Raw genomic sequence first — 26,985 nt, 5'->3', positions numbered from 1 at the left:
GAGTAAATGATGACTTTTTCTCTTGACGCGCTGGCCCGGCAGCTCCGCGACGCGGAACAGAGCGGCCAGGCGATCGCCCCGCTGCGCAATATTCTCGGCGTCGACAATGCCGACGCCGCCTATGCCATCCAGCGCCTGAACGTCCAGCACCATGTGGCCCATGGCCGGCGGGTGGTGGGCCGCAAGGTGGGCCTGACCCATCCCAAAGTGCAGCAGCAGCTGGGCGTCAATCAGCCGGACTTCGGCACCCTGTTTGCCGACATGTGCTACGGCGACAACGCCGAGGTGCCGTTTGGCCGCGTGCTGCAGCCCAAGGTGGAGGCCGAGATCGCCCTGGTGCTGAAGCAGGATCTGCCGCATGCCGATACCACTTTTGATGAACTGTATAACGCCATCGAATGGGTATTGCCGGCGCTGGAGGTGGTGGGCAGCCGCATTCGCGACTGGTCAATCGGCTTTGTCGACACCGTCGCCGATAACGCCTCCTGCGGCCTGTACGTCATTGGCGGCCCGGCGCAGCGTCCGGCGGGACTGGATCTGAAGCAGTGCGCCATGCACATGACCCGCAACCAGGAGCTGGTCTCCAGCGGCCGCGGCAGCGAGTGTCTGGGGCATCCGCTGAACGCCGCAGTCTGGCTGGCGCGCAAGCTGGCGAGTCTCGGCGAACCGCTGCGGGCGGGGGATATCGTGCTGACCGGGGCGTTAGGCCCGATGGTGACGATTAACGAGGGGGACAGCTTTGTCGCCCATATCGAAGGTATTGGCTCAGTCGCGGCACGCTTCGTTGCCGCCGGAGAAGGAGATCGTGATGCGTAAACGTAAAGTCGCCATTATCGGCTCCGGGAATATCGGCACCGATTTAATGATTAAAATCCTGCGCCACGGCCAGCATCTGGAGATGGCGGTGATGGTCGGCATCGACCCGCAGTCGGATGGCCTGGCCCGCGCCCGGCGCCTGGGCGTTGCGACCACTCACGAAGGGGTGGGCGGCCTGATGCAGATGGCGGAATTTGCCGACATCGATTTTGTTTTTGACGCCACCAGCGCCGGGGCGCACATCAAAAACGATGCCGCGCTGCGCGAAGCGAAGCCGGGGATCCGCGTTATCGACCTGACGCCGGCGGCGATTGGCCCGTACTGCGTACCGGTGGTCAACCTCGCGGACAATCTCCATCAGGGCAACGTCAATATGGTGACCTGCGGCGGGCAAGCGACCATCCCGATGATCGCCGCGGTCTCGCGAGTGGCGAAGGTGCATTACGCGGAGATTGTGGCCTCGATCGCCAGTCAATCCGCCGGGCCGGGCACGCGGGCCAATATTGACGAATTCACCGAAACCACCTCGCAGGCGATTGAAAAAGTCGGCGGGGCGGGCAAGGGCAAAGCGATTATTGTACTGAACCCGGCGGAGCCGCCGCTGATGATGCGCGATACCGTCTACGTCCTGAGCGAGCTGGCGTCGCAGGAGGCCATTGCCGCCTCGATCGTCGAAATGGCGGCGGCAGTGCAGGCTTACGTCCCAGGCTACCGGCTGAAGCAGCAGGTGCAGTTTGAGGTTATCCCCGAGGACAGGCCGGTCAACCTGCCCGGCGTCGGCTGTTTTTCCGGCCTGAAAACCGCGGTTTACCTCGAAGTGGAAGGGGCGGCGCACTATCTGCCAGCGTACGCGGGCAACCTCGATATTATGACCTCGGCGGCGCTGGCGACGGCGGAGCAAATGGCCGGGGCAATGCACAGCGCGGCGGGAGCGACAGCATGAACGGTAAAAAACTTTATATCTCGGACGTGACGCTGCGCGATGGTATGCACGCTATTCGTCACCAGTATTCCCTGGCGCAGGTGCAGCAGATCGCCAGCGCGCTGGATAAGGCTGGGGTCGACTCCATCGAAGTGGCCCATGGCGATGGCCTGCAGGGATCCAGCTTCAACTATGGCTTTGGCGCCCACAGCGACATCGCCTGGATTGAAGCGGCAGCGGATGTCGTGAGCCAGGCGAAAATCGCCACCTTGCTGCTGCCGGGCATCGGCACGCTGCACGATCTGAAAGCGGCGTATCAGGCCGGAGCGCGGGTGGTGCGGGTCGCCACCCACTGCAGCGAAGCGGACGTCGCGGCGCAACATATTGCCTTTGCCCGCGAGCTGGGAATGGACACCGTCGGTTTTCTGATGATGAGCCATATGATCTCCCCGCAGGCGCTGACGCAGCAGGCGTTGAAGATGGAATCTTACGGCGCGACCTGTATCTATGTGGTGGATTCCGGCGGGGCGATGAACATGAACGACATTCGCGACCGCTTCCGCGCCCTGAAGGCGGTGCTGAAGCCGGAGACCGCCACCGGGATGCATGCCCATCATAATCTGAGCCTCGGGGTGGCGAACTCGATCGTCGCGGTGGAAGAGGGGTGCGATCGCATTGACGCCAGCCTGGCCGGGATGGGGGCGGGGGCGGGCAATGCGCCGCTGGAGGTGTTTATTGCTGCCGCCGACAAGCTCGGCTGGCAGCATGGCACCGATCTCTACGCCCTGATGAACGCGGCCGATGAGCTGGTGCGGCCGCTGCAGGATCGCCCGGTGCGTGTCGACCGCGAAACGCTGGCGCTGGGCTACGCCGGAGTCTACTCCAGCTTCCTGCGCCACAGCGAAGCGGCGGCCAAGCGCTATGGCCTCAGCGCGGTGGATATTCTCGTCGAGCTGGGCAAGCGGCGGATGGTCGGCGGCCAGGAGGATATGATCGTCGACGTCGCGCTGGATCTGCTTAACCGCAATAAATAACTAAGAACGTGCGGCTGACAAAGCATCAGCCGCCAGTCACCTGCTCCGTTTGTTCGGCTATCGCTAAGGTACCCTATGACCAAGATAACGACTGCAACCCCCTCGCGCCTGGTGGTCACCATCGGGCTCTGTTTTATGGTGGCCCTGATGGAAGGGCTGGATCTGCAGGCGGCGGGGATCGCCGCCGTCGGCATGGCGCAGGCCTTTGCGCTGGATAAAATGCAGATGGGCTGGATCTTCAGCGCTGGGATCCTCGGCCTGCTGCCCGGCGCGCTGGTGGGCGGCATGCTGGCGGACCGCCACGGGCGTAAGCGCATTCTGTTGGGGTCGGTGCTGCTGTTTGGCCTGTTCTCGCTGGCCACCGCGCTGGCATGGAGCTTCCCGACGCTGCTGCTGGCGCGCCTGCTCACCGGCGTCGGGCTCGGGGCGGCATTGCCGAACCTGATTGCCTTAACCTCGGAAGCCGCTGGCTCACGTTTCCGCGGCCGGGCGGTAAGCCTGATGTACTGCGGCGTACCCATTGGCGCCGCGCTGGCGGCAGCGCTGGGCTTTTCCGGTCTCGCCGCGGCCTGGCAGATTATTTTCTGGATTGGCTGCGTGGTCCCGCTGCTGCTGATCCCGTTGCTGATGCGCTGGCTGCCGGAGTCGCAGGCGTTTCAGCGCGCGGAGGCCAGTGTGCCGCTGCGCACCCTGTTTGCCCCGGGCCAGGCCGCCGCTACGCTGCTGCTGTGGCTGGGTTATTTTTTCACCCTGCTGGTGGTCTATATGCTGATCAACTGGCTGCCGATGCTGCTGGTGGGCCAGGGATTCCGCGCCAGCCAGGCGGCGGGGGTGATGTTCTCTCTGCAGATCGGCGCCGCCTGCGGCACGCTGCTGCTGGGGGCGCTAATGGATAAGCTCACCCCGCTGCGGATGTCGCTCCTGATCTACAGCGGCATTCTGGCGTCGCTGCTGGCGCTGGGCAGCGCGTCGTCGCTGACTGGCATGCTGCTGGCGGGGTTTGTCGCCGGGCTGTTCGCCACCGGCGGACAAAGTGTGCTTTACGCTCTGGCGCCGCTTTTTTATCCCGCGGCCATCCGCGCCACCGGGGTGGGCACCGCCGTGGCGGTGGGGCGTCTTGGGGCGATGAGCGGCCCGCTGCTGGCCGGCAAGATGCTGGCCCTCGGCACCGGCACCGTCGGGGTGATGGCGGCCTCGGCGCCGGGCATTGTGCTGGCCGGCGTGGCGGTGTTCTGGCTGATGCATCGCCAGCAGCGCGCGGCCATGGTCTGATATGCATCCGGCGATCTGGTAAAAAAATGCCGGGCCGCCGCCTTGCCTGTCCGCGTCCCCTGGCCTAAGGTAAGACATCATTCCCTGACGCTTATCGTCCCTATGGCTTACACCTCCCGTTTGCTCAATGCGATCCCTGGCATCCGCCACGCTTTTCTCGATGTCCATGAAACCGCCGCCTTTCCCTATGCCGAGCTGGCTCCGGTGAAGCTGGTGCATGGTAATGAGGTTCATCATTATCAGCAGCCGCTGCCGACGCGCCCGCGCGCCGACGCGGTGTTTACCGCGGTAGCCGGGCAAAAGGTGGGGGTGGTGACCGCCGACTGTCTGCCGCTGCTGATCGCCTCGCGCGACGGTCGCTACGTCTGCAGCGTGCATGCCGGCTGGCAGGGGCTGGTCAGCGGTATTGTCGACAACAGTCTGGCCTGTTTTCGCCAGCAGGGGGTGGCATTGGCCGATCTGGTCATCGCCGTGGGGCCGCATATTCACCCCTGCTGTTACGAAGTCTCCGCCGGATTCTATCAGCAACTGCTGGACCAGCCCGGCGGTGACCGGGTGGCCCGCCATCGCCAGCGGCTGTTCCACTCCCGTTCGGGCCCGGTCAGCGATCCGCTCAAAGCCGCCGCACGCGGCAGCGATAATCTGTGGTTTGATCTGCGCGCCTTTGCCGAAGCGATCTTCGCAGAGGCGGGGGTGGCGCCGGCGAGCGTTGAATGGCTGGGGAGTTGTACCTACTGCACCCCGCAGTCGCTGGGCTCCTACCGGCGCCGGACCCATTTTCCGGCGCCGAAGAGCTTTCAGTATTCGTGGATCATGCGCGAAGCCTGAGGCGGGCTCGCGCTAGAGCACCCGAAAACCGTGGGTGCCGTCGCGGGCCAGCTGATCCACGAGGCCATACTCCCACTCCAGATAGGCCTGCATGGCCTCGGCGGAATTATCGGTTCCTTCGTACGGACGACGATAGCGGTCACGGCGCTCGACGGCGAGGCCGCTGTCGCCATGCGCCAGCGGCAGACCGGCGGCGATCCACGCCAGCGTCCCGCCGGTAAGCAACTGCACCGGTTTACCGGTCAAGGCCGCCACCTCCGGCACCGCGTAGCGGGCCAGCAGACTGCTGCCGCAGGTCACCACGTAACGTTGGGCGGGAGGGATTGCTTCCAGGGCCTGGCGCAGCTGCGAGCGCGTCAGCCACCACGCGCCGGGGATATGGCGAGCGACAAAGTTGGCGCTGGTAGTAAAATCGAGCACCACCGTACCGGGTTCTTCCAGCTGTTGCGCCAGCTGCGCCGGGCTTATCTCCTCCGCCTGCGGGCCGGGCGGCACCTCGGCGGCTGGCACCCCGCGTTCGCTCAACTGGCTGGCCGACAGCGCGCTCAGCCGCGCCGTCTCCCAGCCCATCTGCGCCAGCCACGAGCCGGTTATCGCCGCCCGGATGCCATCGTCATCCAACAGCACAATGCGCGCCCCTCGTACGCTGGCGAAGTGGTCGGTCTCCTGCACCAGCTGGCCGCCTGGCGCGCTCAGGCTGCCGGGATAGTGACCCGCCGCGTACTCTTCGGGGCTGCGGACATCAAACAGGAAGGTGGTGCGGTCGCTCTGCTGCAGCCAGCGTAGCAGCGTGGCCTCATCGATGACCGCCACCCCGGCACGTTCGGCAAAATGCGCCACCTCAGCGGCCCGGGCGCCGGAGGCGCGGGCGGAGGGATCGTATTGCCGCTGTTGCTGGTGCGCCAGCGTCTGGCCGGCCAGCGTCCAGCCGATAGTGCCATTGCGCAGGGCATGGACCGGGTTTGGCACGCCGGCGTTGATCAGCGACTGGGTGCCGATGATGCTGCGGGTGCGTCCGGCGCAGTTGACGATAACCGGCGTCTGCGGGGAGGGCGTCAGGCTCTCTACCCGCAGGGCCAGCTCGCCGCCGGGCACGCTGATGCTGCCGGGGATGCTCATGGTCTGGTACTCATCGAAGCGCCGGGCGTCGACGATCACCACCTCCTGCCGGCTGTCGATGAGCGCCTGAACCTCCTGGGCGCTGAGCGACGGTGTGTGACGCACGCTTTCCACCAGCTCGCCAAAGGCTTTACTGGCGGAGTTGACGTCCTGAAACAGCTCGCCGCCGCTGCGGCGCCAGCCGGCGAGACCCTCGGCCAGCAGGGCCACATCCTGATAGCCCCAGGCCCGCAGCCGTTCGACGGCGATCTCCGCCAGACCCTCGCCGTTGTCGTAGACGGTGAGCGGGGTGGTGAAGCGCGGTATCCGCCGGCGGACCTCCAGCTCCAGTTTGCTGAACGGCAGATTGACGGCAAACAGCGGATGAGCGGTGGCGAAATCGGCCTCTTCACGGACGTCGATCAGCGCCAGTTCACGACGGTCGAGCAGCGCCTGGCGGATCCCGGCGGCCTGGCGATAAGCGTAGGTGGACATAGTGGTTATCCTTGATGTTCGCGGGAGGAATCCCAGATATTGGGTAAATGGCGGTTAGAGTAGCCGGAGATAAACGGTTTCTGCTGCCCTTCCGGGGTATACACGGCGCGCTTCACCGCGCCGATATTGCCGCCGTAGACATGAATGCTGATAGAGACGCGATCCGCCAGCGCATTGCTGACGCGATGAATATCGCCATCGTCAGCGGAGACTTTCTCCACCTGGCCTGCTTCCAGAAGCGTGGCGGCGCCCAGCGCGCGCGGTATGCCATCGGCATCCAGCTGGTAGCGCTGGTTTTCCTCCGCGCCGCGCAGCATCCCAATGGCCCCCCACACCCGGTGGTCATGGATCGGCGTCGCTTGCCCCGGTCCCCAGACGAAGCTGACAATCGAGAAGCGCTCCCCGGAGTCGGCATGCAGCAGATACTGCTGGTAATGGTGCGGATGCGGCAGGGTGTACTCTTCCGGCAGCCAGTCGTCGTAACGCACCAGCGCCGCCAGCCGCTGCGCCACGGCGTCAAGCAGCGGGGCGGTCTGGTGGTGTTCGCGGTGCAGGCGGTCTACCTCATGAATGAAATGGCGTAATTTTTCCAGTCGTGGTGCAGTCATGTGCGGTTCCTGTCAGAGGGACTGGTCAAAACGCTAACAGAGGCGTTAATATTATTTAAATGCAATTTACGCATATATTAATATGCAAATTTCACATAAGGTTCCTATGCGCATTGACGATATCGACGCTTTGCTGGCCACGGTGCAGTTTTCCTCCCTCAATCAGGCCGCGGAATATCTGGGGATCACCCAGTCGGCCATCACCCGGCGCCTGCAGCGTCTGGAACAGGAGCTGAACGTCACGCTGTTAGAGCGCCAGACCCGCCCGCTGACCCTGACCGCCGCCGGACACCGGGTGTACGAGCAGTGTCTGAGCATTAAGCGTGAGACGAAAAAACTCTACAGCCTGTTGGATCCGCAAGGCGAGCCGCGCGGCGCGCTGCGTCTCGGCGTGCCGCAGAGTCTCAGCGAGATTGCCCTGCCGGCGGCGCTGTCGGCGCTGAGCCAGCAGTTTCCCGGACTGTCGCCGCAGATCACCTGCGGCTGGAGCGGACAGCTGCAGCGCCGGCTGGAAAACGGCGAGCTGGACGGCATGCTGGCGATGGGGCCCGCCCAGCAAAGCTTCGCCGAGGGCTACAGCGGGCGCCTGCTGTGTCCCCTGGAGGTGGTGCCGATCGTCGGCCGGCGTTTGAATTTGCGCGCGTCATCCCTGCGGGAGTGCGCCGAACGGGGCTGGATCCTTAACCCCGACGGCTGTGGCCTGCGCGCCGGGCTCATTCGCGAGCTGCAGAGCCAGGGATTGCGGTTGACGCTCAACGTCGAGAGCGCGGGCGCGCAGCTGCAGATAGCGTTGGTGGCGCAGGGGCTGGGGCTGGGTCTGGTGCCGAGGGCGGCGCTGGCCAGCAGCCCGTGGCGGGACGAGGTCGCGGTCCTCAGCCTCAGCGATTTTCAGCCTGCGGTCTCACTGTGGCTGATCCACGCCCAGTATCTGGCGAACCTGCAGCCGCCGCTGACCTTTTTTGCCAGCAAAGTGGTTCAGCAGCTGACCGTATCCGACTGAAAGCACTATGCATTTTTGTTTAATGCTAATTAAGCATATTAAGATATGATAAAAATGCATTTTGCTCATTAACACGCTCTGTATAGGGTAATGACCAGCGCCGCTGTCGCGGCCACTCCATTACCCTGACGCAAGGAGTTGTTCATGAGCATTCAGTTTCTCGGCATGATTGGCCACCGCCTCTCTTCCGAAACGATTGCCCCGGTGGGGCCGATCTTTGACCGCGACTATATCGTTCGCTTTGCGCAAACCCATGAAGCCGCCGGGTTTGATCGTCTGCTGGTCGGCCACTGGTCCGATCAACCCGACGGCTTTCTGGTGACGGCCCTGGCGGGACTGTCGACGCAGAAAATTCAGTACCTGCTGGCCCATCGTCCCGGTTTTGTTTCCCCAACCCTTGCCGCGCGCAAATTCGCTACCCTTGAGCACCTGCTGGGGGGCCGCTTGGCGGTGCATATCATCAGCGGCGGCAACGATGCCGAGCAGCGCCGGGATGGCGATTATCTCGACCACGACCAGCGCTACGCCCGCACCGACGCCTTCCTCGACACCGTGCGCCAGGTGTGGACCAGCGAGCAGCCGGTGGATATTCACAACGATTTCTATCAGGCCGAGCAGGCCTGGTCCGCCATTCGCCCGCTGCAAAAGCCGCATCTTCCCATCTACTTCGGCGGCTCGTCGGAAGCGGCCATCGCCGTCGCCGGCAAACATGCCGACGTCTTCGCGCTGTGGGGCGAGTCGCTGGCGCAAACCGGCGAGACCATCCAGCGGGTGCGCGCCGAAGCGGCGAAACACCAGCGTGATATCGGCTTCAGCGTCTCGTTCCGGCCGATTATCGCCGACAGCGAAGCCGAAGCCTGGGAGAAGGCCGAGCATATCCTGCACGTCGCCACCGAGCAGGCGGCGCAGCGCGGAGGCGGGTTCAAAGCCAAACCGGAGAGCATCGGCGCCCAGCGGCTGCGGGCCACCGCGGCGCAGGGCAGAGTGGTAGACAAACGTCTGTGGACCGGCATCGCCCAGCTGGTGGGCGGCGGACATAATTCCACCGCGCTGGTGGGCACCCCGGAGCAGGTGGCGGATGCGCTGCTCGACTACTACGACCTCGGCGTGCGTAACTTTCTGATCCGCGGCTTCGATCCGCTGAACGACGCGGCCGACTATGGCCGGGCGCTGCTGCCGATCGCCCGGGAAAAAGCCGCCCGGCGTGCGGTGGCGGAGCGCGCATCGTGATCCATCCTGAGCGCGACGACTGGGCCCGGCAGCTGACGGCGCTCCGCCAGCAGATGGCGGAGCAGGCAGCCAGCCTTGACGCCAGCGGCGAGTTTCCCTGGCCTAATATCGACCATCTGCGTGCGGGGGGCTGGTTAAGTCTCGCCGTGCCGCCATCCTGCGGCGGCGCGGGCGCCAGTCTGGCCCAGCTGCAGCAGGTCATCGCCGCCATCGCCTGGGGAGAGCCGGCGACAGCGCTGATCGTCTGCATGCAGTATCTCCACCATTTGCGGCTGGCGGAAAATGACGCCTGGCACGCGCCGCTGCGCCAGCAGGTTTTTCACGATGCTGTCGAACACGGTGGCCTCATTAACAGCCTGCGCGTCGAGCCGGAGCTGGGCTCCCCAGCGCGGGGCGGCCTGCCGGACACCGTGGCGACCCGTCGCGCGGAGGGCTGGGACATCAGCGGCCATAAAATTTATACCACCGGCATTGAAGGGCTGCGCTGGCTGGCGGTGTGGGCCAGAAGCGATGATAACCCGCCGCTGGTGGGTACCTGGCTGGTGCCTGGCGACAGCCCGGGTATCACGGTGGTGAAGAGCTGGGATCACGCCGGGATGCGGGCCACCGGCAGCCATGAAGTTATTTTTAACCACGTTCGGGTGGCGGCAGAGCACGCGGTGGATGTCTGGCCGGCCGATGCGCCACCCGCCGCCCAGGCCGAACCGTTTCGCCTGTTCGCCAACCGGCAGACGGCGCTGCTGGCGGCGATCTATGACAGCATTGCCCACGCCGCTCACGACTGGCTGGTGAGGTGGCTGGCGGGGCGGGTGCCCGCCGGTCTCGGCCATCCGCTCTCTCGTCTGCCACGGGTGCAGGAGAAAGTCGGGCAGATCGCCGGGCTGCTGCTGGTCAACCGCAGCCTGCTGGAGCAGGCCGCCGCGCTGCGCTTTTCCGCCATCGAGGCCAATCTGGCGAAAGTCACCATCACCGACAACGCCATTCAGGCGGTGAATATCGCGCTCGAGCTGACCGGCAATCATGGTCTCAGCCGACAAAACCCGCTGGAACGCCACTACCGCAATGTGCTCTGCGGACGGGTACATACCCCACAGAGCGACAGCGCCTGGCTGGCAGCTGGCAACTTCGTCTTTCAATCACAAGGATAATCACGATGCGTCTATCATTTTCAGGCCGGGTGGCGGCCGCGCTGATGCTGCTGGCGCTGGGCGGCTACGCGACAGCGCAGGAGCGGCTTACCCTGCGTATCGCCGATCAAAAAGGCGGCATGCGTTCGCAGCTGGAGGCGGCCAACGCCCTGCAAAATCTCCCTTACGACATTAAGTGGGCCGAGTTCCCGGCCGCCGCGCCGCTGGCGGAAGCCCTCAACGCGGGCGCCGTGGACGCGGGGATCATCGGCGATGCGCCGTTGCTCTTCGCCCTGGCCAACGGTGCGCCGGTCAAAGCTATTGCCGTGGATAAAAGCAACCCGGCGGGGACCGCGGTGCTGGTATCACCCGGCAGCACGTTAAAAAGCGGCGCTGATTTAAAAGGCAAACGCATCGCCACCGGTAAAGGGTCGATTGGTCATTTCGTGGCGCTGAAAGCGCTGGAGCAGGCGGGGATTTCACCGAAGGAGGTGCAGTGGGTGTTCCTCGGCCCGGTGGACGCCAAAGTGGCGTTGCTAAACGGTTCGGTGGACGCCTGGGCGACCTGGGAGCCCTACACCACCCAAATGGTGAAGACCAACGAGGGGCAGATCCTGGTGAGCGGCAAAGGGCTGCTGCCGGGGAATACCTTCCTCGCGGCAACGGATTCCGCGCTTAACGATCCGCAAAAACGCGCCGCGCTGCAGGATTATCTCCAGCGCCTGGCCGGCGCCGAGCGCTGGGCCTACGCCAATCTCGACAGCTACGGCAAAACGTTGGGGGAGATCATCCGCTTCCCGGCGGAGATCGCCCGCGCGCAGTTTGCCAACCGCCAGTCGCAGTGGCAGCCGCTGGCCGAGGAAACAGTGGCCCAACAGCAGGCAACGGCGGACTTTTATCTCGCCAACGGCCTGATCCGCACCCGGCTGGACGTGAAGCCGACCTTTGACCGCCGTTTTAGCGTACCCGCCGCCGAGGTGACACCATGACCAGAACCCCTTTTTCCCGCCGCCGTTTTTTACAGCTCAGCGGCGGCCTGGCGCTGGCCGGGGTCTCTCTGCCGCTGTGGGCTCATGATATGGCGGACATGGCCGGCGGCGATACCCATCCGGCGCTGCGCCTGCCGCAGCCCTACAAGATCAAGCTGGCGATCAACAAAAGCGCGGTATGCCTCGCGCCGGTCGCCGTCGCCGAGCAGCAGAAGATATTCAGTAAATACAACCTCGACGTTGAGTTTGTTAACTTCGGCAACTCCACCGATGTGCTGCTGGAGGCGATCGCCACCGGTAAGGCCGACGCCGGGGTGGGGATGGCGCTGCGCTGGCTGAAGGCGCTGGAGCAGGGCTTTGACGTCAAGCTCACCGCCGGGACCCACGGCGGCTGTCTGAACCTGCTGACGGCTAAAGACTCGCCGTTCGGCGGCCTCGAGAGCCTGAAGGGTCAAACCATCGGCGTCACCGACATGGCCGGACCGGATAAAAACTTCTTCGCCATTCTGCTTAAGCGCCACGGTATCGACCCGATCAGCGACGTGCAGTGGAAAGTCTACCCGGCGGATCTGCTCAGCGTGGCGCTGGACAAGCGCGAAATCGCCGCCATCAGCGGCAGCGAGCCGTTCAGCTATCGTCTACTGGAGACCGGCAAGTATCAGCTGATCGCCAGCAATATGACCGGGGATTATGCCAACCTCAGCTGCTGCGTGCTGGGGGTGAGCGGGAGACTGGCGCGGGACCATAAACCGGCCGCCGCGGCGCTCACCCAGGCGATCCTTGAGGCGCACAGCTATGCCGCTGCGCATCCGGAAAGCGTGGCGCAATTCTTCCTCGCCCATGCCCTGAATACCAGTGAAGCGGAGGTGAGCGGCATCCTGCACGGGCAGGGCCACGGCCATCACGCGGTGGGCGAAGCGTTCGTGAAAGAGCTGACGCAGTATGCGGTCGACCTGCAGCGGGTACAGGTGATCAAGCCGGGTACCGATCCCCATCAGTTCGCGGAGAGAATCTATGCCAACGTATTCGCCTGAGCAGGCTCTGGCGCGCCCCACCGGCCGCGCGCCGCTGTGGGGAGAAGGGCTGCTGGCCGCCGCGCTGTGGCTGCTGGGCGGTCTGTTTACTCTTACCTGGCCCGACGCCGGGCGGCGCTGGCCGTTTAGCGAAGGCTGGGCGCTGGCGCAATTCACCCTCGGCGGCGGCTTGCTGATGCTGGCGCTGAGCTATCGCTACTGGCGGGCGCGCGGCGCGCGTGTGCTGCATGCCGGCAAGTGGCTGGCGCTGCTGCCGGTGCTGTTTGCTGTCTGGGAAGGGCTGACCGCCAAAACTGCCGTGTTGCCGGTACCATTCTTCGCGCCGCCGCAGGCGCTGATCGAGGTGCTGCACGACGACTGGCCGCGCCTGCTCGACAGCCTGCTGCACTCCCTGGGGCTGCTGGGGCTCGGTGTGCTGCTGGGTACCAGCAGCGGGTTCATCACCGGTCTGGCCATCGGCTGGTCGCAACGGATTGGCTACTGGGTGCATCCGGTGTTACGTCTGCTGGGGCCGGTGCCGTCCACCGCGCTGCTGCCGCTGTGCCTGTTTATTTTTCCCTCGAGCTTCGGCGCCAGCGTGTTTTTGATCGCGCTGAGCACCTGGTTCCCGGTCACGGTGCTGACCTGGTCCGGAGTGATGGGCATTGATAAGGCGTGGTACGACGTGGCGCGGACCCTCGGCGCCAGCCAGCGTTTCCTGATCCTGCGGGTGGCGATCCCCGCCGCGTTGCCGAACGTCTTTGTCGGCCTGTTTATGGGGCTCGGCGCGTCGTTTTCGGTGCTGATTGTCGCCGAAATGGTCGGGGTGAAGTCGGGGATCGGCTTTTACCTCCAGTGGGCCCAGGGCTGGGCGGCCTATCCTAATATGTATGCCGCGCTGCTGGTGATGGCCTTGTTATGCTCCGGCCTGATAAGCGGATTATTTATGCTGCGTGACCGTCTGCTGAGCTGGCAGCGAGGAGGGATGCAATGGTAACCGAGACGATAGCGCGCGGCGCGGCGGTATCCATCAGCCATCTTCATCATGCGTTTACGCTTGGCAAACAGACGGTACCGGTGCTGGAGAATATTAGCCTGCAGCTGCGCCCGGGGGAAAGCGTGGCGCTGCTGGGCCCTTCCGGCTGCGGTAAATCAACCCTGCTGCGGCTGCTGGCGGGGCTGGAAGCGCCGCAGAGCGGACAGATGCAGATCGACGGCGCGGCGCTCGGCGCCCCGGGGCCGGAGCGAATTCTGGTGTTTCAGGATCCGACGCTCTATCCGTGGCTGACGGTGCGGCAGAACGTGCTGCTGGGCCCGCAGGCGCAGGGGAAAAAGGGGCTGGAGGCGAAGGCAGACGCGTTGATTGACCGCATCGGGCTGCAGGCCTTCAGCGAGGCGTGGCCGCGGCAGCTGTCCGGAGGGATGGCGCAGCGTGCGGCGCTGGCGCGCGCCTTGTTGAACGAACCGCGTCTGCTGCTGCTCGACGAGCCGTTGGGCAAACTCGATTCGCTGACCCGCATCAGTATGCAGCGGGAGCTGATCGCCCTCTGGCAGCAGCAGGGGTATACCAGCCTGCTGGTGACCCACGATATCGAAGAGGCGCTGCTGCTGTGCGAGCGGGTGCTGGTGATGTCGCCGCGTCCAGGGCGGATTATCGCCGAGTTTGCGCTGCCGCTGGCTTTTCCCCGTCATCGCGATAACCCGCAGCTGCTGCAGCATCGTCAGGATATATTGCGCATCCTCGGCCAGGAGGCGGACTGGTAAGCTGAACGCATTCCCCGGTGGCGCTGCGACAAATGTCACGGAAAGGTAGGCCGGCGCAAGCGCAGCGCCGCCCGGCAATGAATATCCGGCGCGACGCCATGGTCCGGCTTAAAAATCCATCTTCACCGTGAACTGCACTTCGCGCGGGTCGCCAATCTGGTTGCCGAGGTTATTGGTGCCGATCGAGGAAGTGTAATAGGTCTTATCAAACAGGTTCTTCACATTCACCTGCAGCGTCACCGGATACTGCAGCTTCATCTTATAGGCGGCAAACACATCCGCCACCGCATAGCCCTGCAGATAATAATCCGCGCCGTTGGTGCCGGAACGCTTGCTGACCGCATGGCCGCCGCCGCCGACGGTCAGGGTATTGCTGTTATAGACGTTATGAATGTCATAGGTCAGGAACAGCGAACCGGTATGTTTCGGTACGTTTGGCAGCGGTTTCCCGGCGTAATCCGGATCTTCCAGCACTTTGGCGTCGGTGTAGCCGTAGCTGGCGATCACGCTGAGGTTATCGGTGATGGACCCGGCCAGATCCACTTCCACGCCCTGGGAACGCACTTTGCCCGCCGTTTTGGCCACCGTCTCATCGCCAATGCTCTCGGTGTACAGCACGTTACGCTTGTGAATATCAAACAGCGCGATATTGGCGGTAATGCCGTTTAACAGGTCGAATTTGGCGCCCACTTCGTAAGAGGTGGACTCTTCCGGCGGCAGCTCGCCGATATAGCTGGCGATCGACGACTGCGGCATAAACGACTGGGCGACGTTGGCGAACAGGGAGACGTTCGGCGTGATCTTGTAGACCAGGCCGGCTTTCGGCGTCCATTTCTCATCGCGGCTGTCGGTATTGACATTAAACGGTCGGCCTTTACCGGCGTACTGGGTGTAGTACTGGTAGCGCACGCCGGCGACGGCGATCCAGTTGTCGGTCAGGTACAGCGCGTCCTGCACGTATGCGGCATAGCTCTCCTGCTGGATCCGCTGGTCGCTGTCGGAGGCGGAGACGGTATTACAGGTGTCGAGAGTGCCGTAGACCGGATGATAGATGTTAAAGCCTTTGACGTTCTTACAGCGCAGCATATCGGTGCGCAGCAGATCGTAATTCTCATAGGCGACGCCGGTCAGCAGCTCGTTATAAAAGCCGCCCACTACCACGTTGCCCTGCAGGTCGGCGCGGGTGGAGTGCATCTTCTGCGTTGAACCGTGGGTACCATCGACCCGGCGGGTGAGGTTGCCGGTCGCCGAATCATAGGCCATCACCCGCGCCTGGTTATCGTTATAGTGATCCTGGCTGTAGCTGTAATCGAAGCGCGCGGTCCAGGCGTCGTTAAGGCGATACTCGGCGTTGAGCTGAGCGAGATCGGAATAGCCATCGGTAATATTAAACGCTTCATCGAAGCGGGTTTTGCGATCGACGTTAACCGCATGGCCGGTATTCAGATCGAAGATAGTGCCGCGATCAAAGGGGACGCTGTAGTCGCGGTGCGAATAGGACGCGGTCACCGTTGCCCGCTCGCCAAACCAGGTCAGGGAAGGGGCGATAAAGCTGCTTTTGTTTTTACCGAAATTGCGCCAGTAATCCTCATTCTGATATTCGCCGATCAGTCGGTACGCCAGATTTGTGCCTTCGATGGGGCCGGTGATGTCGACGCTGCCGGTGCCGCCGCCAAAGCTGGTGGAGGTCCCGGAAACCGAACCGGAGAACTGCCGCTCCGGCCGTTTAGTGATGACGTTGATCAGCCCGCCGGGGTCGAGGATACCGTACAGCGTCGAGGCGGGCCCCTTCAGGACTTCCACCCGTTCGGTGGCGGCGTTAAAGCTGCGCGGCAGCACGGTGCGCAGGCCGTTGGTCATGATCGAGCCGTCGCGGTTGGCGCCGAAGCCGCGGCGGGTAAAGGCGTCCTGGGTACCGCCGAGGGTGTTGGTCTGCACCACGTTAGCGACGTTATACAGCGCCTCATCGAGTGAGGTGGCGTGCTGATCTTCGAGAACCCGATCGCTGACGGTATTGACCACCTGGGGAATATCCAGCAGCGGCATCGAGGTTAGCGTCGCGGTGGCGGAGCTGAGCGGCTGATAGCCGCTTGTGGCGCTTTGCTGCGCGCCGTCGGCCACTACGGTGATGGTCTCTTCCGCGTCGTTAGTACTTTTCGCCGCGCGATTGTCGGCGGCCATTAATCCCGGTGAGGCTAAAAAAAGAAGCGAAAAAAGCGCGCGCCCTGGCAACGTCCTGCAGGCGACATGGGGTTGAGTCATTATCTGTTTCTCGTGAACGAATCTGCCTTTGCGGTCAGATTAAGCCAATAAAATCATTGCCCTGAATAATAAAAGCACTCTGTTTAGCGTCTGAATGCGCCTTCAGATGTGTAATTGAGAATCATTCAATCATGAAGGGATGTAGTAGTAAACGTTATGCAAGATAAAAATTCAGCGGCGAGGAACAGGACGTTTTAAACACCTCCAGTAGGGAATGTTCTGTAGTTATCTATCTGATATTATTTTATTTTAATTATATTGCGTTGGCACAGTCTCGCTGTAGTCAGCGTCCCCGTCTGAAGACGATGGCGAGTATTGACTACTACATTCATCCCCGTCATGATCAAAAGAGAATGAGATTTATTTTGATTTGACTGCAGAATGTCCAGCTATCGCCTGGAACGCTGCGGCGCAGGAGCGAGTTATGCCACAGCGGGTGAAACCTGCAGAGCAGGGGATCGTACTGGATGCCCTGTCGGCCGGCTACGGCCAGACCCTGATCGTTGACGATATCAACCTGACCATTCCCACCGGCAAAATGACGGTGCTGGCCGGGGCGAACGGATCCGGCAAATCCACGCTGCTCTCGACCATCGCCAGAATGCTGAAACCGCTCGGCGGCTGTGTGCGTCTGGACGGGCAAGCCATTCACCAGATGCCGACGAAAGCCGTCTCGCGCCAGCTGGGCATCCTCCCGCAATCGCCGTTGACCCCGGAAGGATTGACCGTTTTCGAGCTGGTCTCGCGCGGGCGCTACCCGTGGCAGGGGCTGATGCGCCAGTGGTCCGAGGCCGATGAGCTGGCGGTAGAGGAGGCGCTGCGCTTAACCGGTACCGCCGAATTCGCCCATCTGCCGGTGGACAGCCTCTCCGGCGGCCAGCGTCAGCGCTGCTGGATCGCCATGGCGCTGGCCCAGCAAACGGCCACCATTCTGCTCGATGAGCCGACCACCTGGCTCGATCTGCGCTATCAGGTCGATATCCTTGAGCTGCTCCAGACCCTCACCCGCGAACATGGCCGCACGGTGGTGACGGTGCTCCATGACCTTAACTTTGCGGTGAACTACGCCGATCTGCTGGTATTCCTTAAACAGGGGCGCATCGCCGGCACGATTAGCGACAACGACGTCTGTAGCCCTGAGCTGATTAAACGCGTGTTTGACGTTGACGTGCAGATGTCGATTAACCCGCAAACCGGCAAACCCTTCTTTATGCCGTTTCGCGCCCGCCAGGCAGCGGCACAATGAGCGTGGCCATCCTGCTTTCCGCGCGGCGTCGCCCCCGCCCCCGGCTGACGCTGCTTCTGCTAACGCTGCTGCTTATCGCCGCCTCGCTGGTGCATCTTGGCTTAGGCGCCCGCTGGATCGCCCCGCAGACGGTGCTGCGAGCGCTGCTGGAGTACGATCCGCGCAACTTTGAGCAGCGGATTATCATCGATCTGCGTCTGGTGCGGCTGGCGGCGGCGCTGCTGACCGGCGCAGCGCTCGGCGTCGCCGGGCTGCTGCTGCAGACGGTGATCCGTAACCCGCTTGGCGAGCCGCATATTCTCGGGCTTAACGCCGGCGCCTCGCTGGCGGTGGTGGCGACCTCGGCGCTGGGCCTGTCCTTCGGCGCTTTCCCCGCCGGGCGCCCGCTGACCGCCGCCTGCGGCGCGGGGCTGCTGTTTGGTGGCGTGATGGCGCTGGCCTCTGCCGGGCGCGGCGGGGCGACGCCGCTGCGCATCACGTTGTGCGGAGTGGCGCTGTCAGGGTTTGCGTCGGCGGTGACGGCGGCGATATTGATTCTCGATGAACAGACGCTGCTGGCGATGCGCACCTGGCTGGCCGGCGACCTGGCCGGAATGAACTGGAGCACGCTGCAGACGGCGCTGGTCCCGGCGCTGATCGGCCTTGGCGTCGCGTTGCTCATTGCCCCACGCCTCAACGTGCTGGCGCTGGGGGATAAGGTGGCGCTGGGCCTTGGCGTTAATCTCGTCCAGACGCGGCTGCTGGGCCTGCTGGCGATTGCGCTGCTCTGCGGCGCGGCGGTGGCGGTGGCCGGGCCGATCGGCTTCGTCGGGCTGGTGGTGCCGCACGTGGTGCGCCGTCTGGTGACGGAAGATATCCGCCTGGCGCTGCCGCTCGCGGCGCCGGTGGGGGCGCTGGCGCTGGTGCTGGCGGACATCGCCGCCCGGACGCTGGTCGCGCCGCAGGAGCTGGCCACCGGAGCGATGACCGCCCTGGTGGGCGCGCCGTTGTTTATCTTTATCGCCGCGAGGTTTTTTAAATGACGCGCGCCGTTCACCGGGCCGGTTTTCGGCCGCTGGCTTTCGCCTCCCGTCATCTGCTGCTGCGTCCTGCGGCGTTAAAAATTGCCGCCAGCATAGTGCTGACGCTGCTGGCGCTGGGGCTGTACAGCCTCAGCCGCGGCAGCTATCCGCTGCCCGCGTCGACGCTGGCGCGGGCCCTGCTGGCGCCGCAGGAGATGGGCGAGCAGCCGCGCTTTATTCTGTTTGATATCCGCCTGCCGCGGATCCTGATGGCGCTGCTGTGCGGGGCCATGCTGGGGCTGGCCGGCGCGGCGATGCAGAGCATCACCCGTAACGGGCTGGCCGACCCGGGGCTGATCGGCGTCAAAGAGGGGGCAAGCATCGTGGTTCTGGCGCTGGTGCTGTTTTTCCCGGCGGTAGGCCTGGTCTGGCGGCCGCTGGCGGGGATGGTCGGCGGCATAGCGGTGGCCCTGCTGGTCCTGACGCTGGCCCGCGACTGTTCGCGGCCGCGCTTTATTTTAATTGGCATCGGCGTCTCCTGGAGCCTGGCGGCCGCGGTCGGCATCTTTATGACCACCGCCGACGTACGCGACGTGCAGACGGCGATGATCTGGCTGGCGGGCAGCCTGCAGACCGCCACCTGGCCGCTGCTGGCGGTGGCTTTTTGCTGGGCGCTGCCCGGGGCCATCATCCTGTTCTGTACCGCCCGGGCGGCGGACGTGGCACTGCTGGGCGACCGGACCGCTGTCGGCCTCGGCGTACGTCTGCAGCAGCTGACGATGCTGCGCTTTTTCGCACCGGTGCTGCTGACCTCGGCCAGCGTCTCCTGCGTCGGCAGCCTGGGCTTTGTGGGCCTGATGGCGCCGCATATGGCGCGTTTTGTGCTGCGCGGCGGCCAGGTATCGCTGCTGTGCGGCAGCGCGCTGATTGGCGCCTTGCTGGTGCTGGCGACCGATACCCTTGGCCGGCTGGCGTTTGCCCCGCTGCAGATCCCGGCGGGGATTGTCATTGCCCTGGTGGGCTGCCCGTTCTTCGTTATCTTGCTCTGGCGTCGCCGTGATGCCCTTTAACCAGGAAGGTAGTATGCGTTGGTTCGTCTCATTGCTGCTGTTGCTGACGGGGGCCGTCAGCGCCGCCGACCCACAAACTCAAACTTTCACCGATGATTTAGGCCGCACCGTCACCGTCCCGCTGCATCCGCAGCGTATCGTTTCGATGCACGATCTCGACATTACCATTCCGCTGATTGAGCTCGGGGCGCCGCCGATCGCCAGCCACGGCCGGACGCGCCCGGACGGCAGCCACTACCTGCGATCCAGCGCCCAGCTCACCGGCGTCGATTTCGACAACAGCGATATCCGCTTTATTGGCACCGCCGATATCGATCTGGAAGCGGTAGCCGCCGCCAGGCCGGATCTGATTATCACCGAGCCCAGTCGCCACGTGTCAGTGGAGCAACTGGAGAAGATTGCCCCGACGGTGAGCATCGACCATCTGCAGGGCAGCGCCCCGGAGATTTACCGCAAGCTGGCGCAGCTGACCGGCACCCAGCCGCGGCTGGCGATCCTCGAGCGCCGCTATCAGGAACAAATTAAACAGCTGAAAGCGATGGTCAACCCACCGCAGTACAGCGTCTCAGTGATCCAGGCGAACAACGGCAAGGTCACGGTGCATCATTCGTATCATGCGCTGGGCCGGGTGCTGCGCGACGCCGGGTTCCGCTTTCCGCCGCTGATTGAGCGGATCCCCGATGGTCAGCGCATTGACGTCAGCGCGGAACAGCTGCCGGAGCTGGACGCTGATTTTGTCTTCGCCACCTGGCGGTCGGATACCGGCGGTAAGCCGCAGGATGAGCTGCAGGCGATGGAGGGCGTGATGCCCGGCTGGTGCGACTTTATGCGCGCCTGCCGCACCGGGCACTATATTTTACTGCCGCGGGAAGAGGTGATCTCCAACTCCTACGCCGCGCTGTCTCTGATGGTGGCCCAGGTGCAGTCGCATATTGCCGGCAGGCCGATCCCGGCGGAGGCCAAATGAAAAGCGCGGTAAAAAAAGAGAAGGGCAAAGTCGATCTGTTCGGCGAACGCTATCGCGCCCGGGCGCACCAGCTCTCCCCCCGGCTGCGGGCGGTGGTCAGCTATATCAACGACAACCGCGAGGTGGTGCTGGAGCATACGGCGATGGAGATCGCCACCGCGACCCAGACCTCCGACGCCACGGTGGTGCGTGCCATCCAGGCGCTGGGCTTCGCCGGGCTGCGCGAGCTTAAGCAGACCATGGAGCGCTGGTTCGGCACCTCGGTCACCTCGGCGGAAAAGATGCGCTCGACGGTTACCGCGCTCTCCAGCGACGTCAACTCCAGTATTGATTTTGTGCTTGAAGGCCATCAGCGGGTGTGCGAGGTCCTGTCGCGGGCCGACAACCGCGCGGCGGTGGCTCAGGCGGTGGCATTGCTCAGCGACGCGCGCCAGGTGGGGATCTTCGGTATCGGCGCCTCGGGGATCCTCGCCGAATACACCGCCCGGTTGTTCAGCCGTATTGGCCTGCCGGCGTACGTGATGAACCGCACGGGCTTTAGCCTTGCCGAACAGCTTATCGGCCTGCAGCGCGGCGATGTGCTGATCATGATGGGGCAAAAATCCCCCCATCGCGAAGGGTTGACCACCCTGCGCGAGGCGAAGCGGCTGGGTATTCCGACCATCCTGCTGACCCAGGCGGTGGACTCGCGCTTCAGCCAGGAGGCGCAGGTGGTGATCGACGTCCCGCGCGGCGGGGACAGTAGCCGGATGCCGCTGCACGGTACGGTGCTGGTCTGTCTCGAGATGATTGTCCTGTCGGTGGCCTCTACCACGCCACAAAAAACGGTGAAATCCCTGAAACGAATCAACGATCTGCATCGGGCTATCGGTAAATCCGGCGGTAAACGGGGCCATTGAGAAGATAATTCACCAGCGGGAAGGTTTCCGGTTGCATATAAAAGTGAGTGTGTGTATTTTTATGCAAAATAAATGCATAAAAAGGAAATCTCATGGTCAAGAATTTGCTCAAAGCGTGTTGCATGATAGCCGCGCTGACGGCTGCCGGACAGGCGGCTGCGGAAACCTATACCGTCGGCTCCGGCGGCACCTACCGGCCGTTTGAATTTGAAAACAGCCAGAAACAGCTGGAAGGTTTCGACATCGACATCATCAAAGCCATCGCCAAAGCCGAAGGCTTTGATGTTAAGCTGGTCAATACCCCATGGGAAGGCATCTTCGCCACGCTGAACACCGGCGACCGCGACATCATCATCTCCGGGATCACCATCACCGATAAACGCAAACAGATGGTCGATTTCTCCGCGCCGTACTTCCCGGCCGAACAGTCTATCGTCGTCGCTCAGGACTCGCAGGTGGATTCGCTGGCGGCCCTGAAAAACGAGAAGGTCGGGGTGGTGAACTCCAGCACCGGCGATATCGTGGTTTCTGAGGTGCTGGGTAAAAACAGCACCGCGATCAAGCGCTTCGACAATACCCCGCTGATGCTCCAGGAGCTGTTTGAGGACGGCGTCAGCGCCGCGGTAGGCGACGTCGGGGTAGTGAAGTACTACATCAAACAGCACCCGGAGAAGCAGTTCAAGCTGGTGCCGGATGCTAAATTTGAGCGTCAGTATTTCGGTATTGCGGTGGCGAAAGGCAACAGTGAACTGCTGGGCAAAATCAACGCCGGGCTGCAAAAGATCGTTGCTGACGGGACTTACGCCAAAATCTATAAAACCTGGTTCGACGACAACGTGCCGACGCTGCCAGCGCAATAATCCACCTTTTTCAGTGACCACGGCTATCGCCCAGGCGATAGCCGTATTTTTTAGGGAAGGACTATGACGGGATTCCGTTGGGAGATCATCGAGGAGTACGGCCCGCTGTTTGTGGACGGCGCCCTGATGACGATTAAATGTACCATTATCTGCGTGATCCTCGGGACGCTGTGGGGGTTAACTCTCGGTCTCGGGCGGATGGCGAAGGCCGAGCACGGGCCGTGGAAATATATTCTCCGCTACCTGGTGCAGTTTCCGGTGCGCTTTTACGTCAGCGCCTTCCGCGGCACGCCGCTGTTCGTGCAGATTATGGTGGTGCACTTTGCGCTGGTGCCGCTGTTTATCAACCCGCGCGACGGCCTGCTGGTGACCAGCGGCCTGATGAGCGCCGACTTTGCCCGCGAGCTGCGCGCCAGCTACGGGGCGTTCCTCTCCTGCATCGTGGCGATCACCCTTAACGCCGGGGCCTATGTGTCGGAGATTTTCCGCGCCGGCATCCAGTCGATCGACAAAGGGCAGATGGAGGCCTCCCGCGCGCTGGGCATGCCGTGGTGGAAAACCATGCGCAAGGTGATCCTGCCGCAGGCGTTTCGCCGTATTCTGCCGCCGCTGGGCAATAACGCCATCGCCATTGTCAAAGACTCGTCGCTGGCCTCGGCGATTGGCCTGGCCGATCTGGCCTATGCCGCGCGCACCGTCTCCGGCGCCTACGCCACCTACTGGGAACCCTACCTGACCATCTCTCTGGTCTACTGGGTGATCACCTTCCTGCTGGCGCAGCTGGTTAACCGTCTGGAAAAGAGGTTTGGCAAAAGTGATTCACATTAATAACTTACATAAGCGCTTCGGCGACAGCCACGTGCTGCGCGGCATCAGCTGCGATATTAAACCGCAGGAAGTGGTGTGCATCATCGGCCCGTCTGGCTCGGGGAAAAGCACCTTCCTGCGCTGTATGAACGCCCTGGAGACGGTCAGCGAAGGCGAGGTGGTGGTTAACGGCTTTGCCGCCCACGACCGGACCACCGACCTCAACAAGATGCGCGAAAGCGTCGGCATGGTGTTCCAGCGCTTTAACCTGTTCCCGCACATGACGGTGCTGGAAAACCTGATCATGGCGCCGATGAATCTGCGCAATATGCCGCGCCAGCAGGCGGTCGACCTGGCGGAAGCCTTGCTGGCGAAGGTGGGCTTAAGCGATAAGCGCGACGCCTGGCCCTCGAGCCTGTCCGGCGGCCAGCAGCAGCGGGTAGCCATCGCCCGCGCGCTGGCGATGAAGCCGTCGATAATGCTGTTCGATGAGCCTACTTCGGCGCTGGATCCGGAGCTGGTGGGCGACGTGCTGGAGGTGATGAAAAACCTCGCCAGCGAGGGGATGACCATGGTGATCGTGACCCACGAAATGGGCTTTGCCCGCGAAGTGGCCGACCGGGTGATCTTCATCGACCAGGGCGTCATTCAGGAAGAGGGCAAGCCGGGGCAGATCTTTAGCGCGCCGACCAACCCACGCACCGCCGCGTTCCTCAGCAAGGTGCTGTAAACCGGGCGGGCTGGCGCGATGCCAGCCCGCTGAGCATTCCGGGTGTATTGACGAAGCTTTTAATCATCCGCACAAACATTGACTGGGCTCATATATCCCGCGATAACCCCTTTGTTAATCTCAGGGTGTCGATTAGGACTTCTCCAGGGAAATAACGTTGGAAATCTTTTTTTAACCCACTGAAAAATAGCGATTAACTATTTTTCATACGCCAAAAATCATGGTCCGTTAATCACGGACTCGGTTTCGTATGGGTTAAAAAAGGTACGTTATGACAGTTACATGGACGGTCACGCCCGTGGGGTATCAGCACATTGCCAAACGCTGCCCCGCCTGCAATGTAAAACGCGACTTTGCGCCTTCCGGCGCCATCCGGGTGAATTCGCAAAAGAAGCTGCTGGATATCTGGAGCATCTATAAATGCACGCACTGCGATTACACCTGGAATATCGCCCTGTTTTCCAGGCTGCACGTCAGCAAGATAAACCGTGAACTGCTTCAGCGCCTGCTGCAGAACGATGCAGCCATGGTTCACTATTATGCCGCTGACCTCGCGACGCTGAAGCGCAACCGCGCCGAGCCGTCGGGGCAACCTGATTTTCGTATTCACGAGCAATGGTCGGTTACGTTGATGGCATGTCAGCGGATAACGGTGCGCGTCAGAGTCAGTCAGCCATTTCGCATCAGCCTGCTATCAATACTGAAAAAAACAGCTCAAGCTGAGTACGGCTGAAATCCGGTGGTTGGTCGCTACAGGGCATATCGAGGGTATTCCACTAAAACAGCTCAAGACGAAAAAGCTGAAGGCGATGGAATATGATTTTCAGCTGGCGGCGGAAACGCTGTATGCGCGACGCCGGATTACGTTATCACTTTGCGGTAGATAACTTGCCGGGAAGATAAGCCGCAGCGCTTGAGCTGCTGGCTTTTTTATTCCTCGGTGAATAAGGACGGCGAAGTTGGCCGTCCTGACTCCCTTATCTCCGCCTGCAAAAGCCACCTCCGCTGCAGCCATTCAATCTGCAGACGCATAGTAAACAAACGCCAGCTTATTGCCGTCGGGATCGCGGACGTAGGCGCTGTGAAAACCGTCGCCATACTGCGGCCGGTGACCGGGACCGCCTTCGTCACGTCCGCCGAGTTGCAGGGCGAGGGCATGCAGTTCCGCAATATGTGCGACGGAGCGGGCGTTAAGCGCCACCATCGTTCCATTACCCACCCCGGCAGGCTGTTGGTCAAAAGGAACGCCCACGCACAGCCCGCAGGTGTGATTGCCGTTGAAGGTGCCCCAGGACGCCCCCTGTTCGTTACGGCCGGCTTTGACGTGCCCCAGCAGCGCCATTAACGGGTCATAGAACTTGATGGCGCGTGGCAGATCGTTCGTTCCCAGCATCATGTATGAAACATAGTGTTCTCCTGTTGCGGGCAAAAAGGCCTAAACCTTCAGGCTGGCTGAAGGAGATGTTGCTGACGGAGTTTTAACAAGCGCGAGACCAGCATGATGACGACGATTCCTGCTATCAGCGCCAGGCAGTGAAAAGCAATTCTGCCGCCAGCCTGGAAGTAAACCCAGCGCGCTACTTCCACCGAGGCCGCCATAAAACTGAGCGCCACAATGTTGATGGTGGCTGAAACCGTCCCTTTCGGCAGGGAGTGGGAAAAAAGCGCAAAACGGAATAATACGGGGAACAACAGGCCTGTTCCGAGGGCATAGAGACTTGTTCCTGAAACGGACCACCACCAGGTATGGGGCCATGCAATATTTCCCGCCAGTAATACCAACAACCCGGTCAGCTGTATCGGGATAGTGCGCCAGATAAAGCGGGGAGAGGTCGGATCCTTGATAAAACGGGCCACGATGATGCTGGCAATAATAACGCCGCCAAAGACAGGCACCTGGGTCCAGGCATAGGCGCCGCGCGACATCCCGCCGTCATCGATCAGGATCACCGGAGAGAGTGCTACCCAGGTGATTATCGGCAGGTTACTGAATGACAACACCAGCGCGCCCGTGAGCACCACCGGCTGTTTAAAGGCGCGGACAAACTCGGAAAATACCTCTCCCGGACGAAACCCCCGGCCCTGAGAGGTGACCGTTTCTGGCATGTTAAAAATCAGTAACGCCCAGGCCAGCAAGCTCATGGCGCCGATGATCGCAAACAATAACTTCCAGTGCAGGAAATTCATCAGGCCAGCGCCCGCCAGGGGCCCGATTACCGGCGCCAGCAAAACGATGGATGTCAGCGCCGCCATAATGCGGATAGACTCTTTTTCATCAAAAGCCTCCTGGATGGAGACATAACCGACTGTCGAAATGAAGCAGATACTGGTTCCCTGGATAAAACGGGCGATAAGATATTGATCAATCGACGTGACAAAGATCATGCTGAAGCAGGCCAAAGCAAAGATGATGGCTCCGGTCAGTAGTACGGGGCGGCGACCAATGCGGTCGGAGAGCGGCCCCAGCAGCCACTGTAATGCCAGCCCCCCGGCTAAATAGAGGCTGACGGAGGCCGGGGCTAACGCAACATCAGCCTCAAATTCCCGGATGATGTGGATAATACCCGGCTGAATGAGATCGGTAGTCAGATAAGCAGAAAAATCATAGATAACCATCGCCAGCGGAAATAACAAGATTCTGCTAAAACGGATGTACGGTCCCAACGCTAATTTCATACGCGAAGACTCCCTGGTCGGTGACGGTTTCCCTGGTATCGGGGCCTGGTTGATGTGGATCCCTTGCGGCTGTCGTCACAGGCTGGCCGCGGAATGACAAACCGAAAGATAAAATTCGCCTGGCGACTGTCATTGGGTAAGGCAACGCAACGGCATGCAGAGGGAGGGGTCTCGCTGCCATCGCGTGGATGTGGAGCGTTTGTCCGCAGGGGACGAGAATGAATAAAGTCGCTTGCTCCTGAGGGGAAACATTCATACCGGGAAACCTGTG

At 62.3% G+C, this 26,985-nt stretch carries 23 protein-coding genes and 3 pseudogenes; 21 read left to right on the top strand and 5 right to left on the bottom strand.

What is annotated here, in order from left to right; all coding sequences use genetic code 11:
- The first annotated feature begins 9 nt into the window (after positions 1-9).
- The 5 genes from mhpD (at position 10) to KHQ23_RS08105 (ending at position 4,872) form a co-directional block, all read left to right on the top strand.
- On the top strand, positions 10-816 hold the full coding sequence (gene mhpD / locus KHQ23_RS08125) for a 2-keto-4-pentenoate hydratase (RefSeq protein ID WP_032434704.1): 807 nt from the start codon (positions 10-12) through the stop codon (positions 814-816).
- A complete protein-coding gene (gene mhpF / locus KHQ23_RS08120) occupies positions 809-1,759 on the top strand; it encodes an acetaldehyde dehydrogenase (protein WP_014343168.1) in 951 nt (316 codons plus the stop codon). The genes mhpD and mhpF overlap by 8 nt, the downstream gene beginning before the upstream one ends.
- Positions 1,756-2,772, top strand: a complete 1,017-nt coding sequence (mhpE, locus tag KHQ23_RS08115; RefSeq protein ID WP_032434702.1) for a 4-hydroxy-2-oxovalerate aldolase — start codon at positions 1,756-1,758, stop codon at positions 2,770-2,772. Before mhpF ends, mhpE begins: the two co-directional genes overlap by 4 nt.
- Positions 2,773-2,847: 75 nt before the next feature.
- Complete coding sequence (gene mhpT, locus KHQ23_RS08110; protein WP_032434700.1) at positions 2,848-4,044, top strand: 3-(3-hydroxy-phenyl)propionate transporter MhpT; 1,197 nt, start codon at positions 2,848-2,850, stop codon at positions 4,042-4,044.
- A 102-nt stretch (positions 4,045-4,146) separates the two neighbouring features.
- Positions 4,147-4,872, top strand: coding sequence for a polyphenol oxidase family protein (locus KHQ23_RS08105; RefSeq protein ID WP_047694753.1), 726 nt, complete (start codon positions 4,147-4,149; stop codon positions 4,870-4,872).
- Between the two features lie 12 nt (positions 4,873-4,884).
- Here KHQ23_RS08105 and KHQ23_RS08100 read toward each other — a convergent pair whose 3' ends face one another.
- Both KHQ23_RS08100 and KHQ23_RS08095 read right to left on the bottom strand, forming a co-directional pair.
- Positions 4,885-6,465 (bottom strand): rhodanese homology domain-containing protein, encoded by a 1,581-nt coding sequence (locus KHQ23_RS08100; protein WP_023328541.1) that lies wholly within the window; start codon positions 6,463-6,465, stop codon positions 4,885-4,887.
- A 5-nt stretch (positions 6,466-6,470) separates the two neighbouring features.
- The gene (locus KHQ23_RS08095) at positions 6,471-7,073 is read right to left on the bottom strand and encodes a cysteine dioxygenase (protein WP_002908526.1); all 603 of its coding nucleotides are present in this window, start codon (positions 7,071-7,073) and stop codon (positions 6,471-6,473) included.
- 106 nt (positions 7,074-7,179) lie between these two features.
- Between KHQ23_RS08095 and KHQ23_RS08090 the strand changes: the two genes are divergently transcribed.
- The 7 genes and pseudogenes from KHQ23_RS08090 to KHQ23_RS08060 all read left to right on the top strand — a co-directional run bounded on the left by KHQ23_RS08090 (position 7,180) and on the right by KHQ23_RS08060 (position 14,196).
- Positions 7,180-8,073 carry a LysR family transcriptional regulator gene (locus KHQ23_RS08090; RefSeq protein ID WP_004151833.1) on the top strand — a complete coding sequence of 298 codons (894 nt, stop codon included), beginning with the start codon at positions 7,180-7,182 and terminating at the stop codon, positions 8,071-8,073.
- A gap of 144 nt (positions 8,074-8,217) precedes the next feature.
- Positions 8,218-9,313 (top strand): annotated as a pseudogene (locus tag KHQ23_RS08085) (LLM class flavin-dependent oxidoreductase).
- Positions 9,300-10,451: an acyl-CoA dehydrogenase family protein gene (locus KHQ23_RS08080; protein WP_032434698.1), complete on the top strand. Its 1,152-nt coding sequence runs from the start codon at positions 9,300-9,302 to the stop codon at positions 10,449-10,451. The pseudogene KHQ23_RS08085 and the gene KHQ23_RS08080 overlap by 14 nt, the downstream one beginning before the upstream one ends.
- A gap of 5 nt (positions 10,452-10,456) precedes the next feature.
- On the top strand, positions 10,457-11,419 hold the full coding sequence (locus KHQ23_RS08075) for an ABC transporter substrate-binding protein (RefSeq protein ID WP_004175710.1): 963 nt from the start codon (positions 10,457-10,459) through the stop codon (positions 11,417-11,419).
- The gene (locus KHQ23_RS08070; protein WP_032434696.1) at positions 11,416-12,453 is read left to right on the top strand and encodes an ABC transporter substrate-binding protein; all 1,038 of its coding nucleotides are present in this window, start codon (positions 11,416-11,418) and stop codon (positions 12,451-12,453) included. Before KHQ23_RS08075 ends, KHQ23_RS08070 begins: the two co-directional genes overlap by 4 nt.
- Positions 12,434-13,429 carry an ABC transporter permease gene (locus KHQ23_RS08065; RefSeq protein WP_073553360.1) on the top strand — a complete coding sequence of 332 codons (996 nt, stop codon included), beginning with the start codon at positions 12,434-12,436 and terminating at the stop codon, positions 13,427-13,429. The genes KHQ23_RS08070 and KHQ23_RS08065 overlap by 20 nt, the downstream gene beginning before the upstream one ends.
- Positions 13,423-14,196: an ABC transporter ATP-binding protein gene (locus KHQ23_RS08060; RefSeq protein ID WP_002908439.1), complete on the top strand. Its 774-nt coding sequence runs from the start codon at positions 13,423-13,425 to the stop codon at positions 14,194-14,196. The genes KHQ23_RS08065 and KHQ23_RS08060 overlap by 7 nt, the downstream gene beginning before the upstream one ends.
- Positions 14,197-14,304: 108 nt before the next feature.
- Here KHQ23_RS08060 and KHQ23_RS08055 read toward each other — a convergent pair whose 3' ends face one another.
- Entirely contained in the window at positions 14,305-16,377 is a 2,073-nt protein-coding gene (locus tag KHQ23_RS08055) for a TonB-dependent siderophore receptor (protein ID WP_073553358.1), read from the bottom strand.
- Between the two features lie 505 nt (positions 16,378-16,882).
- Here KHQ23_RS08055 and KHQ23_RS08050 point away from each other — a divergent pair.
- The 9 genes and pseudogenes from KHQ23_RS08050 (at position 16,883) to KHQ23_RS08010 (ending at position 24,925) form a co-directional block, all read left to right on the top strand.
- Entirely contained in the window at positions 16,883-17,704 is an 822-nt protein-coding gene (locus KHQ23_RS08050; RefSeq protein WP_002908416.1) for an ABC transporter ATP-binding protein, read from the top strand.
- Positions 17,701-18,726, top strand: a complete 1,026-nt coding sequence (locus tag KHQ23_RS08045; protein ID WP_032434693.1) for an iron ABC transporter permease — start codon at positions 17,701-17,703, stop codon at positions 18,724-18,726. Before KHQ23_RS08050 ends, KHQ23_RS08045 begins: the two co-directional genes overlap by 4 nt.
- Entirely contained in the window at positions 18,723-19,775 is a 1,053-nt protein-coding gene (locus KHQ23_RS08040; protein WP_009486103.1) for an iron ABC transporter permease, read from the top strand. Before KHQ23_RS08045 ends, KHQ23_RS08040 begins: the two co-directional genes overlap by 4 nt.
- Positions 19,765-20,742: an ABC transporter substrate-binding protein gene (locus tag KHQ23_RS08035; protein ID WP_009486104.1), complete on the top strand. Its 978-nt coding sequence runs from the start codon at positions 19,765-19,767 to the stop codon at positions 20,740-20,742. Before KHQ23_RS08040 ends, KHQ23_RS08035 begins: the two co-directional genes overlap by 11 nt.
- Positions 20,708-21,641, top strand: a pseudogene (locus tag KHQ23_RS08030) (MurR/RpiR family transcriptional regulator). Before KHQ23_RS08035 ends, KHQ23_RS08030 begins: the two are co-directional and overlap by 35 nt.
- A 92-nt stretch (positions 21,642-21,733) precedes the next feature.
- Positions 21,734-22,501 carry a basic amino acid ABC transporter substrate-binding protein gene (locus KHQ23_RS08025; protein ID WP_002908376.1) on the top strand — a complete coding sequence of 256 codons (768 nt, stop codon included), beginning with the start codon at positions 21,734-21,736 and terminating at the stop codon, positions 22,499-22,501.
- Between the two features lie 63 nt (positions 22,502-22,564).
- Positions 22,565-23,329, top strand: coding sequence for an amino acid ABC transporter permease (locus KHQ23_RS08020; RefSeq protein ID WP_004151161.1), 765 nt, complete (start codon positions 22,565-22,567; stop codon positions 23,327-23,329).
- Positions 23,316-24,038, top strand: a complete 723-nt coding sequence (locus tag KHQ23_RS08015) for an amino acid ABC transporter ATP-binding protein (RefSeq protein WP_004189541.1) — start codon at positions 23,316-23,318, stop codon at positions 24,036-24,038. The genes KHQ23_RS08020 and KHQ23_RS08015 overlap by 14 nt, the downstream gene beginning before the upstream one ends.
- Before the next feature lie 298 nt (positions 24,039-24,336).
- Positions 24,337-24,925, top strand: a pseudogene (locus KHQ23_RS08010) (DUF1062 domain-containing protein).
- Between the two features lie 128 nt (positions 24,926-25,053).
- Here KHQ23_RS08010 and KHQ23_RS08005 read toward each other — a convergent pair.
- The gene (locus KHQ23_RS08005; protein WP_032434691.1) at positions 25,054-25,434 is read right to left on the bottom strand and encodes a VOC family protein; all 381 of its coding nucleotides are present in this window, start codon (positions 25,432-25,434) and stop codon (positions 25,054-25,056) included.
- Between the two features lie 47 nt (positions 25,435-25,481).
- Positions 25,482-26,714 carry a multidrug efflux MFS transporter MdtM gene (locus KHQ23_RS08000; RefSeq protein ID WP_004200205.1) on the bottom strand — a complete coding sequence of 411 codons (1,233 nt, stop codon included), beginning with the start codon at positions 26,712-26,714 and terminating at the stop codon, positions 25,482-25,484.
- Between the last annotated feature and the right edge of the window lie 271 nt (positions 26,715-26,985).

Source organism: Klebsiella sp. 64 (assembly GCF_018223915.1).
GTDB classification, from domain to species: Bacteria; Pseudomonadota; Gammaproteobacteria; order Enterobacterales; family Enterobacteriaceae; genus Klebsiella; species Klebsiella pneumoniae.
Note: the sequence above shows the minus strand (reverse complement) of the source record. Positions and strands in the feature narration are given on the sequence as shown.